The organism is Pseudarthrobacter sp. MDT1-56, from assembly GCF_059383555.1.
Window position 1 is genome coordinate 330,054 of sequence record NZ_JBWZCK010000002.1, and the last position, 17,607, is coordinate 347,660.

General features: G+C 68.9%; 14 protein-coding genes. All 14 read right to left on the minus strand.

The genetic code is table 11. The features are described from left to right. Window positions 1-103 precede the first annotated feature (103 nt). On the minus strand, window positions 104-1,810 hold the full coding sequence (locus AC50YC_RS04750) for an HNH endonuclease signature motif containing protein (RefSeq protein ID WP_494952431.1): 1,707 nt from the start codon (window positions 1,808-1,810) through the stop codon (window positions 104-106). 359 nt (window positions 1,811-2,169) lie between these two features. Continuing rightward, on the minus strand, window positions 2,170-4,335 hold the full coding sequence (locus AC50YC_RS04755) for a primosomal protein N' (RefSeq protein WP_494952432.1): 2,166 nt from the start codon (window positions 4,333-4,335) through the stop codon (window positions 2,170-2,172). 171 nt (window positions 4,336-4,506) lie between these two features. Next, entirely contained in the window at window positions 4,507-5,742 is a 1,236-nt protein-coding gene (gene metK, locus AC50YC_RS04760; protein ID WP_494952433.1) for a methionine adenosyltransferase, read from the minus strand. Window positions 5,743-5,819: 77 nt separating this feature from the next. Continuing rightward, on the minus strand, window positions 5,820-7,091 hold the full coding sequence (coaBC, locus tag AC50YC_RS04765; RefSeq protein ID WP_494952434.1) for a bifunctional phosphopantothenoylcysteine decarboxylase/phosphopantothenate--cysteine ligase CoaBC: 1,272 nt from the start codon (window positions 7,089-7,091) through the stop codon (window positions 5,820-5,822). Window positions 7,092-7,116: 25 nt separating this feature from the next. Then, window positions 7,117-7,377 (minus strand): DNA-directed RNA polymerase subunit omega, encoded by a 261-nt coding sequence (gene rpoZ, locus AC50YC_RS04770; protein WP_011692102.1) that lies wholly within the window; start codon window positions 7,375-7,377, stop codon window positions 7,117-7,119. Between the two features lie 39 nt (window positions 7,378-7,416). After that, complete coding sequence (gene gmk, locus AC50YC_RS04775) at window positions 7,417-7,989, minus strand: guanylate kinase (RefSeq protein ID WP_494952435.1); 573 nt, start codon at window positions 7,987-7,989, stop codon at window positions 7,417-7,419. A gap of 23 nt (window positions 7,990-8,012) precedes the next feature. Beyond that, a complete protein-coding gene (gene mihF, locus AC50YC_RS04780; RefSeq protein ID WP_479821789.1) occupies window positions 8,013-8,348 on the minus strand; it encodes an integration host factor, actinobacterial type in 336 nt (111 codons plus the stop codon). Between the two features lie 160 nt (window positions 8,349-8,508). Beyond that, complete coding sequence (pyrF, locus tag AC50YC_RS04785; protein ID WP_494952436.1) at window positions 8,509-9,372, minus strand: orotidine-5'-phosphate decarboxylase; 864 nt, start codon at window positions 9,370-9,372, stop codon at window positions 8,509-8,511. Window positions 9,373-9,376: 4 nt separating this feature from the next. After that, entirely contained in the window at window positions 9,377-12,709 is a 3,333-nt protein-coding gene (gene carB / locus AC50YC_RS04790) for a carbamoyl-phosphate synthase large subunit (RefSeq protein ID WP_494952437.1), read from the minus strand. Further along, entirely contained in the window at window positions 12,709-14,004 is a 1,296-nt protein-coding gene (gene carA / locus AC50YC_RS04795) for a glutamine-hydrolyzing carbamoyl-phosphate synthase small subunit (protein WP_494952438.1), read from the minus strand. Before carA ends, carB begins: the two co-directional genes overlap by 1 nt. Next, window positions 13,985-14,503, minus strand: coding sequence for a PH-like domain-containing protein (locus tag AC50YC_RS04800; RefSeq protein WP_494952439.1), 519 nt, complete (start codon window positions 14,501-14,503; stop codon window positions 13,985-13,987). The genes carA and AC50YC_RS04800 overlap by 20 nt, the downstream gene beginning before the upstream one ends. Further along, the gene (locus tag AC50YC_RS04805) at window positions 14,503-15,870 is read right to left on the minus strand and encodes a dihydroorotase (protein WP_494952440.1); all 1,368 of its coding nucleotides are present in this window, start codon (window positions 15,868-15,870) and stop codon (window positions 14,503-14,505) included. Before AC50YC_RS04805 ends, AC50YC_RS04800 begins: the two co-directional genes overlap by 1 nt. Next, complete coding sequence (locus tag AC50YC_RS04810) at window positions 15,870-16,913, minus strand: aspartate carbamoyltransferase catalytic subunit (RefSeq protein ID WP_494952441.1); 1,044 nt, start codon at window positions 16,911-16,913, stop codon at window positions 15,870-15,872. Before AC50YC_RS04810 ends, AC50YC_RS04805 begins: the two co-directional genes overlap by 1 nt. After that, the gene (pyrR, locus tag AC50YC_RS04815; protein WP_494952442.1) at window positions 16,910-17,509 is read right to left on the minus strand and encodes a bifunctional pyr operon transcriptional regulator/uracil phosphoribosyltransferase PyrR; all 600 of its coding nucleotides are present in this window, start codon (window positions 17,507-17,509) and stop codon (window positions 16,910-16,912) included. Before pyrR ends, AC50YC_RS04810 begins: the two co-directional genes overlap by 4 nt. Between the last annotated feature and the right edge of the window lie 98 nt (window positions 17,510-17,607).

Sequence of the window (17,607 nt, forward strand, 5' to 3'; positions counted from 1 at the left end):
GCGCGCATCGTCCACGGCCGCCTCTGCACAATCAACCGGCACTGTGGTCGATCAAGGTTCAGCCAGCACCATGGAAATGAGACAGCAGCAGTCTTATGGCCGCTCAGTCACGTTGGACTAGAAGGCATTCCGGGAAAGGGTCCTCCAGGGGCTCTGGCCAGGGTGGATCCTCCGGGATCGCTGCAGGAAATTCGTGCCCGGCCGTGAAGTGGTGACAGTCCGGGAAGGGGTCGGGGGGCGGGTCCAGATCGGAATTCCAGCCTGGATCCGGGGGCAGGTCCAGGTCCAGTTCTTCGTCCGCGGGCAGGCCTCCGTCCGTGCACAGGAGATGGCCCGGCCAGTCTGGTGGTTCCCAGTCCTGCTGTTCGCTGGGATAGTGCCGCCCCGACGGTGAGGTCCACCCCGGCGGGCTGTGTTCGCTTGCCCCGGATGGTGTCCAGGCCGAGCTGTGCTTCAGGCGGTGATGCTTGGGGCAGGGCTGGCCCAGGTTGGTGATCCCGGTGGTGCCTCCGTCGGCCCAGGCCAGGAGATGGTCCGCCTCATTGTCCAGGGACGGGTTGTTACATCCCGGGAACGGGCACCTGCCGTCGCGGAGCCGGAGCCACTGGCGCTGAGCTTTCGTGAGGCGGTAGCTGGTCCGGCCGATTTCCAGCGGGGCACCGTCCCGCGGGTCCGTCAGGACCCGGTAAAAGGAACCCGCACCGTCGGCGACCAGGCGGCGGGCCATCGACGGCGGGATCGGCCCGTACCCGTCCAGCATCGCCGGTTCCTCAGTGGCACCCAGGAGGGACAGGACCGGGACGGTGACCAGGACCTGCGCCCGCGGGACCGGCACACCCCCACCCAGGCCGCTGACATCCGTGCCGGTGCCGGTGCCGCCAGCCAGACCGTGTCCTCCCTCGCTTGTGCCGCCGATGGTCCCGGTGCCGCCTTCGGCCAGTCCAGTGCTGAGGAGCCAGGTGGCGGCGACGTCGGCGCGGAGCCGGGTCAGGGTCCTGGCCTCCTCCGGGCCCTGGAGGGCGCGGGCGGCGGCGGTGGTCCGCTCCCAGATCCCCGCGGCGGTGTCGGCCGGGAGGTACGCGGAGAGCCAGGCCATCCCGTCCCGGTCCGGGCAGTACTCGACCCGCCGGTCCGCAGCACACTTGGTGTGGCGTTGTTCGATGCTGACCGGGTGGTGGCGTTCCCGCCAAACACGGGCCTTGGCGCGGAACCGGCCCGGGACGAGGTCCCCGGCCGGGCACCCGCGGGCCGGGTTCGGCGCGTCCGGGTCCAGGAAGTGCGCCTCCAATGCCGCCGCCCCGGCCGGATCCAGATTGCTGGTCTCGTCCACCATGATCCGGGCATAGGCCCAGGAGATTGTCCCGGCCTGCAGGGCCGCCAGGGTCAGCGGCAGCGAAGTCGTCAGGGCCTGACTCTCACCCAGCAGGGCTCCGGCGGCGTGTTCACTGACCGTCAATGCGCACGCGACCTCAGCGACCAAAGCCATCTCCTGGACGGCGCGGTCCTGCGGGGACGCCGCCGGGGAGGCCAGGGCCCGGGTCGCCTCCGCGTAGTCCGCGGTCAGCCAAACCTTCAGCGCGGCCATCCCGGCCTCCACCCGCGCCACGCCGGTCATACTGTCCAGGCAGCCATCCGCCAGCTCCCGCAACGGATCAGCCCACAACGGATCAGACTCGGCACCCCGGAGCGGATCGGCGCCGGACCGATCAGCGCGGTCCCCGCCCGAGGCGAAAACAGCCAGCGCAGCAACGGACGCCGCGACAGCCGCCAGCGCCTCCCTGGACTCCGCACTCCACGCCGTGCTTTCCATACCTCCATAAAATCACGAGTCACCGACATTAAATGGTGGAGCCGGACGCAGTGCAGCCCGACGCCGGTACGGGCCAGGTCCGGGTGAAAGTCGTTCACGGAGGACAGGTTTTGGAGGACAGGTTTTGCGGAACGAATTTGGGAGTCCGGGAACGACGAGAGGATGTCCGCGCAGGGCTTATGCCGTCGAGCCCAGCCGCGGCTTCGAAGCTGTGGTCGAAGCCGCGCATGCCGTCATCGACGAGGCCAAGGCGGCGGGCGTGTACGTCTTCGGCGGCGGGATCGATGAGGACGTAGACCCGGTGCGCGTGGCCGGTGACGGCACCGTCACCGAGGGCACGTACCTCGTTCAGAGTCGATCTAGAGCACGTCCACGCCGTCGAGCCGCAGCTGGACCGGGTCGTCGGTGCGTTTGGCGGCGGCCGCTACCTTGACCGCCCGCAGCGCCCGGGTTACCTGCGCGGCCTGGCCGTAAGGGATGAACAGCAGCGTCCGGACGTCCTCATCGGCGGCACCGTCGGCTTTGCCCTGGGTCCCTGCCTGGCCGGGGGCGCCGGCCATCACGAGGGGGGCCGGGCCGGCGGTCCGCAGTACAATCCCCTGCGGGCCCAGCTGCTGCTCGACGGCCTGGCCGAAGTGCCCGACGGCGGTCCGGCCGCCGGTGATGGAAGCGACCCGGACGGCCGGCGGCAGCTGCAGCTCCTGGCGGAGGGATAATTCCCGCTGGGCGTAGCCGGCAGGGTCCCAGCGCAGCAGGGCCCCGACGCCGGCTGCGTCGTCCGCGGTGATGACCACAAGACCGCCCTCACCCGCGGGCCGGACCAAGGCTGCGGCGTTGAACCAGCGCCGGACGGCGTCCTCCCCCGCCCTCAGGTTTTCGCGCCGCAGCAGCGAGTCACCGTCAAGCAGCAGTGCCGCCGCGTAACCGCCGGCAGCGACGGGTTCCGCGCCGACCGTCGCCACGACCAGGGCTTTCGAATCCGGAACCGTGGCCAGCACCCGGTCCCCCGACGAGGTGATGACCGGCTTGCCCGGGAAGGCGCGGCCCAGTTCCTCTGCCGTGCGCAGCGCCCCGGTAGCGCCCCGCCGGAGCCGGGTCCCGTTGCAGGTGCCGCAGCGCCAGGCCGGCGCCGGCGTAGAACACCAGCGGCACTGCGGCACGGCGGAGCTCCCGCTCGCCCCGGCGATGGCCAGCGGCCCGCTGCAGGCGGTACAGCGCGCCGGTTCGCGGCAGTTGTCGCAGGCGAGCGACGGCGCGTAGCCGGCCCGCGCCACCTGGACCAGGACCGGGCCACGTTCGAGCCCGTCCTTGGCGGCACGCCAGGCGGCGCCCGGCAACCGCGCGATCCTGGCCAGCGGATCATGTTCGAGTTCGTAGCTGTCCGCGGTGTTCAGCACCCGCGGAACGGTCCGGCGGACGACGGTGCGATCCGCTTCCACGGGCCAGGCCCACCCCGCTTCGACGAGGCGCTGCGTCTCGGTGCTCCGGGTATGCGCGGCGAGCAGGCACGCGGCGCCCTCCTGCCCGGCGCGCAGCAGCAGGACTTCGCGGGAGTGCGCATAGGGTGAGCGCTGCTCGATGTGCAGGTCGTCCCCGTCGTCCCAGCAGACCACCAGGCCGAGATTGTGGACGGGAGCGTAGGCGGCGGAACGGGTGCCGACGGCAACGCCGGCAGCGCCGCTGAGGATGCGCAGGAAGCTGCGGTAGCGCGGGGTCTGGCCGTCGTCCGCGGTGAGCCTTGCGACGTCTCCGGCGGGCAGGAGCTGCAGGAGAGCGGACTCCACCCGGTCCAGGTCCCGGTAGTCGGGCACCACGACGACGGCGCCGCGGCCGGACAGGCGTACGGCGGCCACCGCCTCGGCAATCAGGCGCGGCCAGCCTCCGGGCCCGAAGCCCTGGAGCGCGCTGAGCACGGCCCGCGGCGACTCCCCGGCATTGAGGTGCTGCAGGAAGGCCGGGCCGTTGCGGTAGGAGGTCCAGCTGGACGCTTCCAGTCCGGCAGGTAGTGCCGGTCCCGACCCGTCGTCGTCCCCGTCAGTGAAGAGCGACGGATCCTGGATTCCATCGGGAGCGAGGTCCTTCTCCAGTTTCGCCATCCGCGGCGGCACGGCGACACGGAGCACGTCGCTGACGTTGCCGGCGTAACGCGCCGCGACCCGGTAGGCCAGGTCCGCGACGGAGGTCGTCAGCACCGGGACGGGCGAGACCACTTTGAACAGCGGGACGAGGGGGTGGCCGGCGTCGGATTCTGCCATCCGTTCGATCAGGTAGCCGGCGAGTTCCTGGCCGTTGAACTTCACCTTCACCCGGACACCGGGCTGCGCCGCTGCGTCGAGCGCGGCGGGCACGCTGTAGTCGAAGGGCCGGTCAAGGTGCGGCAGGGACGACTCGAGCCGTACCCGGGCCACCGGAAGCGCGGCGGCGAGGGGTGGGCCGGTGGAGGCGGCGGCCGAGCCCGGAAACCCCTGGAGCAGCGACAGCTGGAGGGGCTCGTCCGGCGCGGCGGCGCCGTGGATCGGGCTCATCGCGCGGGTCCTCCCTTCAGCAAAGGGTCAGTGCCGGCCCAGGAAGCGCCGGTCCAACAAAGAATAGCCAGGCCGCCGGGATCGGCGGCCTGGCTACAGCACATCACAGGGCAGTGACATTATTTCAAGTCAGCATTCCGAGACTGCATTTCAAGACAGGATCTGAACGTCTCAGGCGTTGAAGAACGACTTCAACGCATCCACCCGGTCCAGCCGCTCCCAGGTGAAGTCGGGATCCTCGCGGCCGAAGTGGCCGTGCGCTGCGGTCTTGGCGTAGATGGGTCGCTTGAGGTCGAGGGCATCGATGATGGCCCGGGGGCGCAGGTCGAAGATCTCGGCGATCGCGGCACTGATCCGGGCGGGATCCACGGTCTCGGTGCCGAAGGTTTCGACGTAGGTTCCCACCGGGCGGGCCTGGCCGATAGCGTAGGCGATCTGGATTTCAGCGCGCTTCGCGAGACCGGCAGCCACCACGTTCTTGGCCACCCAGCGCATCGCGTAGGCCGCCGAGCGGTCCACCTTGGACGGGTCCTTGCCGGAGAAGGCGCCGCCGCCGTGGCGGGCCATGCCGCCATAGGTGTCAACGATGATCTTGCGGCCGGTGAGGCCGGCGTCGCCGACCGGGCCGCCAATGACGAAGGCACCGGCCGGGTTGAGGATGTTCTTGGCCCGGGAGATGTCCAGGTTGGACAGCGCCATGACCGGGTCCACGACGTGGGCGGCGAGGTCGGCGCGGAGCTGGTCCAGGCTGGCGCCTTCGGCGTGCTGGCTGGAAATCACCACGGTCTCGACGGAGACGGGCCGGTCGCCGTCGTAGCCGACGGTGACCTGGGTCTTGCCGTCGGGGCGCAGGTAGGCGAGTTCGCCGTTCTTGCGGACCTCGGTGAGCCGCTCTGAAAGGCGGTGCGCGAGCCAGATCGGAACCGGCATGTAGGAGGGGGTCTCGTCGCTGGCGTAGCCGAACATCAGGCCCTGGTCCCCCGCACCCTGGAGGTCGTAGTCATCCTCCTGGCGTCCCTCGCGGGCTTCGAGCGAATTGAAGACGCCGCCGGCGATGTCGTTGGACTGCTGGCCGATCGAGACGGACACACCGCAGCGGGCGCCGTCGAAACCGTTGGCCGAAGAGTCGTAGCCGATGCCCAGAATGGTTTCCCGGACGATCTGCGGGATTTCGACGTAGGCGTCGGTGGTGACCTCACCGGCGACGTGGACCAGCCCGGTGGTGGCAAGCGTCTCCACGGCAACCCGGGACTCGGGGTCCTTGGTCAGCAGGGCATCGAGGATCGCATCGCTGATCTGGTCGCAGATCTTATCGGGATGTCCTTCGGTCACCGACTCGGACGTGAAGAGCCGGAGCGAGGCGGGCGTGGACCCGTGGAAGTCAGGGATGTGCAGCGGTAAAGTCACTCAACTACCTTACTGGTTGGAAAACGGACGGCCGGCGGCGGGTGTCCCCGTGCTAAGGAGACGTTGCTTACGCCGGATCAGGCGGGCGGGACAACCCGGCTCAGCTCGGCGCTGATGCGGTCAATCACGGCAGCCGCAACGTCGGATTTGGAACCCGACGCCTCCTGTGGTTCGGAGCCGGAACGGGAAAGGATGACTACGGAGTTGGTGTCCTCACCGAAGACCTTGTCCTGTCCTACGTGGTTGACCACCAGCAGGTCGCAGGCCTTGCGGCGCAGCTTGGCCGCGGCGTAGTCGAGGACGTCACCATCCGCGTCCCCGGTCTCGGCGGCGAAGCCGACGATCAGCTGGTCGCGGGAGGCCGCATCCCGGACCTCGACGAGTTCGCGCAGGATGTCCGGGTTCCGGACCAGGGAGATGACAGGATCGGCGACGTCGTCGCGCTTTTTAATTTTCGTCCCGGAGACGTCCGCCGGCCGGAAGTCCGCGACGGCGGCGGCCATGATGATGACGTCGGAGTCAGCGGCGGCGTGCAGGGCGGCCTTGCGGAGCTCCAGGGCGGTCTCGACCTTGACCACGCTCACACCGGCCGGCGGCGGGACGTCCATGTGGGCGGCCAGCAGCCGGACCTTGGCTCCGGCGTCGCGGGCGGCGACGGCCAGCGCCGCCCCCTGCTTGCCGGAGGACCGGTTCCCGAGGAACCGCACGGGGTCCAGCGGCTCGCGGGTGCCGCCGGCGCTGATCGTGACGGTAAGCCCGGCCAGCGGCAAAGACAGCACGGCCTCCGACGCCGGCAGCGGCGCGGTCGCGGGCACCGCCGGCGCACCGGCGAGGGCAAGAGCCGCTTCGAAGATGGCCTCGGGTTCCGGCAGCCGGCCCGGTCCGGAGTCCGAGCCGGTCAGCCTGCCGGAGGCGGGCTCCAGCACGGTGACGCCCCGGCTGCGGAGCGTTTCGACGTTAGCCTGGGTCGCCGGATGCTGCCACATCTCGGTGTGCATGGCGGGGGCCATCAGCACCGGGCAGCCGCCGGCCATCAGCAGGGTGTTGCTCAGGAGGTCGTTGGCCTGGCCGGTGGCAGCGCGTGCCAGCAGGTCGGCGGTGGCGGGGGCCACGACGATCAGCTCGGCTTCGTGGCCAAGGCGGACATGGTTGACCGTGTGCACCTCGTCGAAGACGCTGTTGCTGACCGGATGCCCGGACAGCGCTTCCCACGTGGCGACGCCGACGAAGCGGGTCGCGGCCTCCGTGGGGATGACGGTGACGTCATGGCCGGCTTCAGTAAAAAGCCGGAGGAGCGACGCCACCTTGTAGGCAGCTATCCCTCCCCCGACTCCGAGGACTATACGCACGTGACCTCCGCCTGCGGCTGCGTGATTACTCTGCAGGTTCGATCGGCGTGGAAACGAGCTTGCCTTCGTTGATCTCGCGCAGCGCGATGGAGAGCGACTTCTCGTTCAGCTTGGTGTCGACCAGCGGGCCGACGTACTCGAACAGGCCCTCGTGCAGCTGGGCGTAGTAGGCGTTGATCTGGCGTGCGCGCTTGGCGCCGAAAATCACCAGTCCGTACTTCGAATCGGCGGCCTTCAGCAGCTCGTCGATCGGCGGGTTGATGATGCCTTCAAGGTTCGTGGACACGAATTCTCCAAATTCTAACGGGCCGATACGTCCCGGCGCCTAGCGTGGGTTCGGGGTCAGCCCCATGAGTGAAACAAGCTCGTCCGCTGCCCGTCGAACGTCATCATTGATGACGGTGTGGTCAAACTCCGGTTCAGCGGCAAGTTCTAGTTTAGCGGTTTCCAGCCTCTGCTGCTGTTCTTCCGCTGTTTCCGTGCCGCGACCCACCAGGCGGCGGACCATTTCGTCCCAGCTCGGCGGCGCCAGGAAGACAAACTGGGCCTCGGGCACGGCCTCCTTGACCTGCCGCGCGCCCTGCAGGTCGATCTCCAGGAGGACCGAACGGCCGTCGGCAATTGCGGCGTCCACCGTGCTGCGCAGAGTGCCGTAGCGGTTGCGTCCATGGACCACGGCCCACTCCAGGAGCTCGCCGTTCGCGACCAGGGAATCGAATTCCTCGGCGGACTTGAAAAAGTAATGCACGCCGTCGACTTCGCCGGGCCGCGGGGGCCGGGTGGTCGCCGAGACGGAAAGCCAGACGCCGGGATAGTTGTCCCGGATGTAGGTGGACACGGTGCCTTTGCCAACAGCCGTCGGGCCGGCGAGGACTGTCAGTCCCGGTTTGTTGCTCACATATTCCTTCGTGCGGGGTTGAGTCAGCGCGGCGGACCGGGCTGTTTGTCGTCTATAAAATCTACCAGCGCCCGGCGCTGGTGGATTCCCAGGCCACGGACCCGGCGCGACGCCGCGATGCCGAGCTGTTCCATGATGGCCGCGGCACGTACCCGCCCGATGCCGGGAAGCGCCTCCAGCAGTTCCACGATCCGCATCCGGGCGATCGCGTCGTCAGTTTCTCCGGCGCTGAGCAGTTCCGCGATGCTCAGCTCCCCGGTCTTGAGCCTGTCCTTGGCGGTGGCCCGGGTGGTCCTTGCGGCGGCGGCCTTGCCCAAGGCATCGGCACGCTCCTGCGGAGTGAGGGGTCGCAAACTCACTGAATGCCTCCCTGCATTGTCGGACGGACCGCGCAAACGGCCCGGCCGGACGGGCCGAACTGCACCCCGGCCGGTACCGCGGACTTGTCCTGAACCTACCGTCTTGGCCAGGCAGAAATCAATGGACTTCTCCGCCGGCCCGGCACGGCGTCGGGAGCACCTACGCCGCGCGCAGCTCCTCAAGGGTCCGCTGGGCGGCGTTCCGCAGATCCTGGATCCGCGGACCGGCGCCGAGGATGTCACGGCTGGACGTGCCGAGCACCTGGCCATAGGCGCTGCCAAAGGTGCGCCGCAAGTCCCCGGCCGTGGCGCCCTGCGCGCCGAGGCCCGGGGCCAGGATGGGCCCCCGTACCGCGGCGAGGTCCAGGTCCAGGTCCGTCAGCGCGGAGCCGACAGTGGCGCCGACGACGAGTCCGGTTGAACCCAGCTCCCCCGCGTACCGCCGGTTCTCCTCGGCTGCGGCCCGGACGATCCGGCGGGCCACGGAGTCCGCGCCGCCGACGTGCTGGACGGACGCGCCCTCCGGGTTGGACGTCAGGGCCAGGACGAAGACGCCACGGCCGGTCTGCGCCGCGAGGTCCAGGGCCGGCCGGAGCGATTCGAAGCCCAGGTACGGGCTCAGCGTCACCGAGTCGGCTGCCAGGGCGGAACCGTCCCGCAGCCAGGCGTCGGCGTAGGCAGCCATCGTGGAGCCGATGTCGCCGCGTTTGGCGTCGGCGATGGACAGCACCGAGGCCTCCGCCGCCGCGGCGAGGATGCGCTCCAGCACGGCCATGCCCGCGGAGCCGTGCCGCTCATACAGCGCCACCTGCGGCTTGACCGCGGCAGCGAGCGAGGCCACCGCGTCCAGGACGGTGAGCGAGAAGCGCTCCAGCCCGGCGACGTCGTCATTCAGTCCCCAGCTTCGGAGCAACGCCGCGTGCGGGTCGATCCCGACGCACAACGGACCGCGGTCCGCCATGGCCCGGCCCAGCCGGGAGCCGAAGGACTCCCGGCCGGCCGGATCAACGGTGACCTCCGGCATGCCGTCAGCCGGCATTCTGCGCGACCCGTTCCTGCGCGACCCGTTCGTGCGAGGCGAACAGCGCGGCGGCGTGCTCCTGCAGGCTCGTGACCGACCATTCGTAGGTGCGCAGCGCCTCGATGGCCTGGACGGCGGCGTTGAACTCAGCCACCGTCGTGATGCACGGGATGCCGATCGACGTCGCTGCGGCGCGCAGTTCGTAGCCGTCGCTGCGTGCCTCGCCGCCCGAGGGGGTGTTGAAGACCATGTCGATCTCCCCGGCGATGATGAGGTCGGCGATGGTGCCCTCGCCTTCGGCGCTGGAGCCCTCGGCGACCTTCCGGACCGGGGTGGCCTGGATGCCGTTGCGGCGCAGCACATCGGCGGTGCCGCCGGTGGAGACGATCTCGAAGCCGAGATCGGAGAGCCGCTTCACGCCCATGATGACCGAGCGCTTGTCCCGGTTGGCCACGGAAACGAAGATCTTGCCCTCGGTGGGCAGCGCGTTGTTGGCGGCGGCCTGGCTCTTGGCGAAGGCGGTGTCGAAGTGCTTGTCGATGCCCATAACCTCGCCGGTGGACCGCATTTCCGGCCCGAGCAGCGAATCCACGACCTTGCCCTCCGGGGTGCGGAAGCGGCTGAACGGCAGCACGGCCTCCTTGACCGAAACGGGGGCGTCCAGCGGCAGCGTGGAGCCGTCGCCGGTTTCCGGCAGCATCTTGTACGCCGTGCGGAGCTGGTTGATGGTGACGCCGGTCCCGATCAGGGCAGCCGCCTTCGCCATCTGCACGCCGGTCGCCTTGGAGACGAACGGAACCGTGCGGGACGCCCGCGGGTTGGCTTCCAGGACGTAGAGCACGTCGGAGGCCAGGGCGAACTGGATGTTGATCAGGCCGCGGACTCCCACGCCCTCGGCGATCGCCAGCGTCGCGGCGCGGACCCGCTCCAGGACGTTGTTGCCCAGAGTAATGGGCGGCAGCACGCAGGCCGAGTCGCCGGAGTGGATGCCGGCTTCCTCGATGTGCTCCATGATGCCGCCGAGGTACATCTCGGTGCCGTCGTAGAGGGCGTCGACGTCGATTTCGACGGCGTCCTCGAGGAACCGGTCGATCAGCACCGGGTGCTCGGTGGTGATCTCGGTGGCGTTGGCGATGTAGCGCGAGAGGTTGGGCTCGTCGTAGACGATCTCCATGCCGCGGCCGCCGAGCACGTAGGACGGCCGTACCAAGACCGGGTAGCCGATCTCGTCGGCGATCTTCTTGGCGTCCTCGAACGACACCGCGGTGCCGTTCTTCGGCGAGATGAGACCGGCCTTGTCGAGTACCCGGGAGAAAGCGCCGCGGTGCTCCGCGAGGTCGATGGCCTCCGGGGAGGTGCCGAGGATCGGCACGCCGGCATCGGCGAGCTGCTGCGCCAGCTTGAGCGGGGTCTGGCCGCCGAGCTGGACGAACACGCCCATCACGCCGCCGGTGCGTTCCTCGGCCGCGATGACCTCCAGCACGTCTTCCAGGGTGAGCGGCTCAAAGTACAGCCGGGTGGAGATGTCGTAGTCGGTCGAGACGGTCTCCGGGTTGCAGTTGACCATCACGGTCTCGTAGCCGGCCTTGCGCAGCGCCATCGAGGCGTGCACGCAGGAGTAGTCGAACTCGATGCCCTGGCCGATCCGGTTCGGGCCGGACCCGAGGATGATGATGGACGGCTTGGAGTGCAGCGCCACCTCGTCCTCCTCGTCGTAGGAGGAGTAGTGGTACGGCGTGTACGCGGCGAACTCGGCGGCGCAGGTGTCCACGGTCTTGTAGACCGGGCGGATGCCGAGGGCCTGCCGGACGCCGCGGACGACGTCCTCGGAGTTGTGCGTCAGGGCGCCGATCTGCTCGTCGGAGAAACCGTGGCGCTTGGCGCGGGTCAGCATCTCCGGGGTCAGGGCGGCGGCCTTGCGGATCTCGACGGAGATCTCGTTCAGCAGCTGGAGCTGGTCCAGGTACCAGGGGTCAATCTTCGTGGCTTCGAAAAGCTGCTCCACCGTGGCGCCGCCGAGCAGGGCACGCTGGACCTGGTGCAGGCGGTCCGTCGTGGGCCGCTTGGACTTCGCGATCAGCTCCGCGACTTCCCATTCCGGGACGTGGCTGAAGTCCAGCTGGGAGCCCTTCTGTTCGAGGGAGCGCAGCGCCTTCTGCAGCGCCTCGGTGAAGTTCCGGCCCATGGCCATGGCCTCGCCCACCGACTTCATGGTGGTGGTGAGGGTGGGGTCCGCCGCCGGGAACTTCTCGAAGGCGAAGCGCGGGACCTTCACGACGACGTAGTCCAGGGTCGGCTCGAAGGACGCCGGGGTCTTCTGGGTGATGTCGTTCGGGATCTCGTCGAGGGTGTAGCCGAGGGAGAGCTTGGTGGCGATCTTGGCGATCGCGAAGCCGGTGGCCTTGGAAGCCAGCGCGGAGGAGCGGGAGACGCGGGGGTTCATCTCGATCACGACGACGCGGCCGGTGTCGGGCTCGACGGCGAACTGGATGTTGCAGCCGCCAGTGTCGACGCCGACTTCGCGGATGACGGCGATGGAGATGTCGCGCAGGCGCTGGTACTCACGGTCCGTCAGGGTCAGGGCCGGGGCAACGGTGATCGAGTCGCCGGTGTGCACGCCGACCGGGTCGAAGTTCTCGATGGAGCATACGACCACGACGTTGTCGTTCTTGTCGCGCATCATCTCGAGCTCGTATTCCTTCCAGCCCAGGATGCTCTCCTCGAGCAGCACCTCGGACGTGGGGCTGTACTGCAGCCCCTGGCCGACGATCCGGCGGAGGTCGTTCTCGTCGTAGGCGAGGCCGGAGCCCAGGCCGCCCATGGTGAAGGAGGGCCGGACCACCATCGGGTAGCCGAGGTCCTCAGCGGCGGCAAGGGCCTCGCCGATGGTGTGGATGATGTGGCTGCGGGCGGATTCCGCGCCGCAGCGTTCCACGACGCCCTTGAACTTTTCGCGGTCCTCGCCCAGCTCGATCGCGGCGATGTTGGCGCCGATCAGTTCGACGTTGTACTTCTCCAGCACACCGTTCTTGTCCAACGCGATGGCGGTGTTGAGTGCGGTCTGGCCGCCCAGGGTAGGCAGGAGCGCGTCCGGGCGTTCCTTGGCGATGATCTTCTCGACCACCTCGGGGGTGATCGGTTCGATGTAGGTGGCGTCGGCGAACTCCGGGTCGGTCATGATGGTGGCCGGGTTGGAGTTGACGAGGATGACGCGGAGGCCTTCCTCCTTGAGGACGCGCAGTGCCTGGGTCCCGGAGTAGTCGAATTCGGCGGCCTGGCCGATCACGATCGGACCGGAACCGATGACCAGGACGCTCTTAAGGTCAGTTCTCTTGGGCATTACTTCTTGTCCTCAGTCTTGGAATCGGTGGCAGTCTTTGTCTTTGAAGAAGCAGTGTCCGCCATCAGCTCGATGAAGCGGTCGAAGAGGTACGCGGCGTCGTGCGGTCCGGAGGCGGCCTCGGGGTGGTACTGGACCGAGAAGGCCGGGATGTCCAGGCACGACAAGCCCTCGACGACGTCGTCGTTGAGGCTCACGTGGCTGACCTCGACGCGGCCGAAGCGTTCCTCGGGGGCCTGCGTGGCGCCGTCCAGCGGGGCGTCGACGGCGAAGCCGTGGTTCTGCGAGGTGATCTCGACCTTGCCGGTGCGGCGGTCCATGACGGGCTGGTTGATGCCGCGGTGGCCGTAGCGCAGTTTGTAGGTGCCGAAGCCCAGGGCGCGGCCCAGGATCTGGTTGCCGAAGCAGATGCCGAAGTACGGGATCTTTTCGTCCAGGACCGAGCGGAGCAGCTTGACCTGGTTGTCGGCGGTGGCGGGATCGCCCGGGCCGTTGGACATAAAGAAGCCGTCGGGGTTGACCGCCTGGACATCGGCCAGGGTGGCGGTGGCCGGCAGCACGTGGACCCGGACGCCGCGCTCGGCGAACCGGATCGGGGTCATCCGCTTGATGCCGAGGTCGATCGCGGCAATGCTGAAGCGCGGCTCGCCGTCCCAGCCCCAGTCCTTGGGCTCCACGATGTAGGCCTCGTCCACGCTGACTTCCTCGGCCAGGCGTGCGCCTTCCATCGGGGCACTCGCCAGGACGGCGTCCACGAGTTCCTTGTCCGAGGCGCGGACGGCGTCCCCGGAGAAGATCCCGGCGCGCATGGTCTTGTGTTCGCGCAGGTGGCGGGTGATGGCGCGGGTATCCACACCCTGGATCCCGACGATCCCCTGGTCGACCAGCTCATCGTCCAGCGAGCGTTCGGAGCGCCAGTTGGAGGGCCGGCGGGCGGCGTCACGGACGATGTAGCCGGCCACCCAGATCCGCCGGGACTCGGCGTCGTCCTTGTTCACACCGGTGTTGCCGATGTGCGGGGCGGTCTGGACCACCAGCTGGCGGGCGTAGGAGGGGTCCGTGATGGTCTCCTGGTAGCCGGTCATGCCGGTCGCGAACACGGCCTCGCCGAGGGCTGTTCCGGTGGCCCCGTAGCTGGTCCCGCGGAAGATCCGGCCGTCCTCGAGCACAAGGGCTGCCGGGGTGGATGCTGCCGCGTTTGATGACGCTGGTTTCTCTGACATTGCTGTTGCTGACACTGTTTCTTCTGACATTGCGTTGGGGTCCGTCACGTCGTTACTTTCCACTATCGGCATTGGCCTGAGGGGCCGCGGGGATCAAATCTTGCAGGGCGTTGAGGAGGGGGGTTTTGTCGTCGGCGTGCCGGGTGCGGAAACCGGAATCCAGTTCCTGGCTGCCGAGCATCCAGCTGATCACCAGCAATCCGTCCTTTTCGACGAACTTTCCGGCCATGCCGCTTTCCTGCCGCACCCCGGTGAGGCTGGGGGCGGGGATGAAGACGGGGCCGGCGCCGGAGCGGTCGAACAGCACTCCCTCCGGGTGGACGCTGAGTTCGGCGTTCGTGCGGATGCCCAGATTGTGCACGGCGATGCGGTCCAGCCAGTCGCCGGCGGTGGTGGAGGCCACGTACTGGCCGTCGGCGACGGCCAGCGCCGCGCCCAGGTGAGCCGGGATCTCCGGCAGCGGGTCGACGTCGGCCTGGCGTCGCAGCCGGTTCCGCCAGCCGAGCCAGATCAGCGCCAGCGCGACGCCGATCAGGACCAGCGTGAGGAGCAGTGAGAGTTCCTTGACCATCAGTTGCTGCCTGCCGCTGCGGTGCCGGGCAACTCTTCCGGGTAGCGGTACGGGGTGTTGAGTTTGCCGTCGAGGACGGTGGGGTGGCCCTTGAAGAACGTCGCCACCACTTTGCCGGGCAGTTCCCGGCCGGCAAACGGAGAGTTACGGCCCATGGTTGCCATCTTAGAAGGGTCCACGGTCCAGCGTGCAGCCGGGTCCACGAGTGTGACGTTGGCGGGCTCGCCGGCGTCGAGCGGGCGGCCCTGGTCCTCCAGCCGGCCGATCGCGGCGGGCGCGGTGGAGGTGACCCGGGCGAAGTCCGCCCAGCCCATCAGCCCGGTTTCGATCATGGTGTGCTGCACCACGGACAGCGCGGTCTCCAGCCCGGTCATGCCCATGGCGGCCTGCGCCCACTCGCACTCTTTGTGCTCGCTCGGGTGCGGGGCGTGGTCGGTGCCCACGACGTCGATCGTGCCGTCGGCCAGTGCGGCGCGCAGGGCCTGGACATCGGCGTCGGTGCGCAGCGGCGGGTTGACCTTGTAGACCGGGTCGTAGCTGCGGGCGAGCTCGTCCGTGAGCCAGAGGTGGTGCGGGGTGACCTCGGCCGTGACGTTGACGCCGCGGGACTTGGCCCAGCGGATGATCTCCACGGATCCGGCCGTGGACACATGGCAGACGTGCAGCCGGGAGCCCACGTGCTGGGCCAGCAGCACGTCGCGGGCGATGATGCTTTCCTCGGCGACGGCGGGCCAGCCGGTGAGGCCCAGGACGGCGGAGACCTCGCCCTCGTTCATCTGCGCGCCGGCGGTCAACCGGGGTTCCTGCGCGTGCTGGGCGACGACGCCGTCGAACGCCTTGACGTATTCCAGCGCGCGGCGCATCAGCACGGGATCGTGGACGCAGATCCCGTCGTCGGAGAAGACCCGGACGCGGGCGCGGGAGTCGGCCATCGCGCCGAGTTCGGCAAGCTGCTCCCCCGCGAGGCCGACGGTGACTGCGCCCACCGGGCGGACGTCCACCCAGCCGGCGGTGCGGCCCAGGGTGAGGACCTGCTCGACGACGCCGGCGGTGTCGGCCACCGGGGTGCTGTTCGCCATCGCGTGCACGGCCGTGTAGCCGCCAAGGGCAGCGGCGCGGGTGCCGGTCTCGACCGTTTCGGCGTCTTCGCGGCCGGGTTCGCGCAGATGGGTGTGGATGTCCACCATGCCGGGCAGGGCGACCAGCCCGGCGGCCTCGATGACGGTCGCACCGTCGGCCGACAGGTTCTGGCCGCGTTCGGCGATGACCCCTCCGCGGATCAGGAGGTCTTCAGGGGCTCCGCCGAGGATGGCGGCGCCGCGGATAAGGTAGGCGCCGGTGCCTGCATCCTGTTGCTGTGATGCCATTAGTGGCTCTCCTTGGTGACGTGGGCTGAGGTGTTCTCTGCGGGGGTGGAAAGGGTGGAGTTTGTGTGGTGCGCCGGTTCGCGGCTGTCCCCGGAGAGCAACAGGTAAAGGGCTGCCATGCGGATGGACACACCGTTGCGGACCTGGGCCAGCACCGTGGAGCGGGGCGAGTCGGCCGCGGCGGAGGAGATTTCCAGGCCGCGGTTCATCGGACCGGGGTGCATGATGATGGTGTCCTTGAGGCCCAGCCGGTCCAGGGCGCGGAGCCGGTTGTCGTCGAAGCCCCAGCGGCGCGAGTATTCGCGGGTGGTCGGGAAGAACGAGGCGTTCATCCGTTCGCCCTGCACGCGCAGCATCATCATCGCGTCGGTGCCCCGGGCGAGGGTCTCGTCGAGGTCGTAGCTGACGCTGCACGGCCACTTTTCGACGCCGATCGGCAGCAGCGTCGGCGGGGCGACCAGGGTGACCTCGGCGCCGAGGGTGCGCAGCAGCCAGACGTTGGAGCGCGCCACCCGGGAGTGGAGCACGTCGCCGGCGATTGCGACCCGCATGCCCGTGAGGTCCGCGCCTGCGGACGGGGTACCGGCCAGCTTGGACCAGTGCCGGCGCATCGTGAAGGCGTCCAGCAGGGCCTGGGTGGGGTGTTCGTGGGTTCCGTCCCCGGCGTTGATGACGGCGGCGTCGATCCAGTCCGTGGCGGCCAGCCGGTGCGGGGCGCCGGAGGCCCAGTGCCGGATGACGACGGCGTCGGCCCCCATCGCGGAGAGCGTCTGGGCCGTGTCCTTGAGGGATTCGCCCTTGGAGACGGAGGAGCCCTTCGCGGCGAAGTTGATGACGTCGGCGGAGAGCCGTTTGGCGGCGGCCTCGAAGGAGATCCGGGTGCGGGTGGAGTCCTCGAAGAAGAGGTTGACGACGGTGCGGCCGCGCAGGGTGGGGAGCTTCTTGACCTCGCGCTCCCCCACGGCTGCCATTTCCTCGGCGGTGTCGAGGATGCGGATGGCGTTGGCCCGGCTGAGGTCTTCGGTGGAGAGCAGGTGCTTCACGCGGTGGCCTCGATGACCACTTCGTTGACGGGAGCGCCGTCGACTGTGTCGGTTTCGGCGAGCCGGACCCGGACTTTCTCGGAGGAGGAGGTGGGGAGGTTCTTGCCGACGTGGTCCGCGCGGATGGGCAGTTCGCGGTGGCCGCGGTCAATCAGCACCGCGAGGCGGACGATGCGCGGGCGGCCGAGGTCGATGATCGCGTCGAGCGCGGCCCGGATGGTCCGGCCGGAATACAGGACGTCGTCAATGAGCACCACAACCTTGTTGTCGATGCCGGTGCGGGGAAGCTGGGTGGGATACGGCGGGCGCATGCCCTGGTGCGAGAGATCGTCGCGGAACATGGTCACGTCCAGCTGTCCCACGATCGCGGCGGGGTCCACAGTGGGATCGGCGGCGGCAATTTTGGCGGCAAGCCGGACGGCGAGGGGGTAGCCCCTGCGCGGGATGCCAAGCAGGACCAGGTCCTGGGAGCCCTTGTTGGACTCAAGGATCTCATGGGCGATACGAGTGAGTGCACGGTCGATATCCGCCTGGTTGAGTACCACTCGGGTGAGTACAACCTTGGCCGGAACCGGTGCTTCTGGAACAGAAGTCAACGCTCGTCTCCCCTTTCCCCGCCTCACGGGACGGAATTAAAAAAGGATTATTTGCGTTCCCAAATTACCATAGCGGGGTTGGCGCCCCGGCGCCGCCG

Excerpts from the sequence above, each read along its gene's own strand:
- carB (WP_494952437.1), bottom strand. The coding sequence starts at position 12,709 with ATGCCCAAGAGAACTGACCTTAAGAGCGTCCTGGTCATCGGTTCCGGT.
- carA (WP_494952438.1), bottom strand. The coding sequence starts at position 14,004 with ATGCCGATAGTGGAAAGTAACGACGTGACGGACCCCAACGCAATGTCA.
- AC50YC_RS04805 (WP_494952440.1), bottom strand. The coding sequence starts at position 15,870 with ATGGCATCACAGCAACAGGATGCAGGCACCGGCGCCTACCTTATCCGC.
- AC50YC_RS04750 (WP_494952431.1), bottom strand. The coding sequence starts at position 1,810 with ATGGAAAGCACGGCGTGGAGTGCGGAGTCCAGGGAGGCGCTGGCGGCT.
- AC50YC_RS04800 (WP_494952439.1), bottom strand. The coding sequence starts at position 14,503 with ATGGTCAAGGAACTCTCACTGCTCCTCACGCTGGTCCTGATCGGCGTC.
- pyrF (WP_494952436.1), bottom strand. The coding sequence starts at position 9,372 with ATGCCGGAGGTCACCGTTGATCCGGCCGGCCGGGAGTCCTTCGGCTCC.
- AC50YC_RS04755 (WP_494952432.1), bottom strand. The coding sequence starts at position 4,335 with ATGAGCCCGATCCACGGCGCCGCCGCGCCGGACGAGCCCCTCCAGCTG.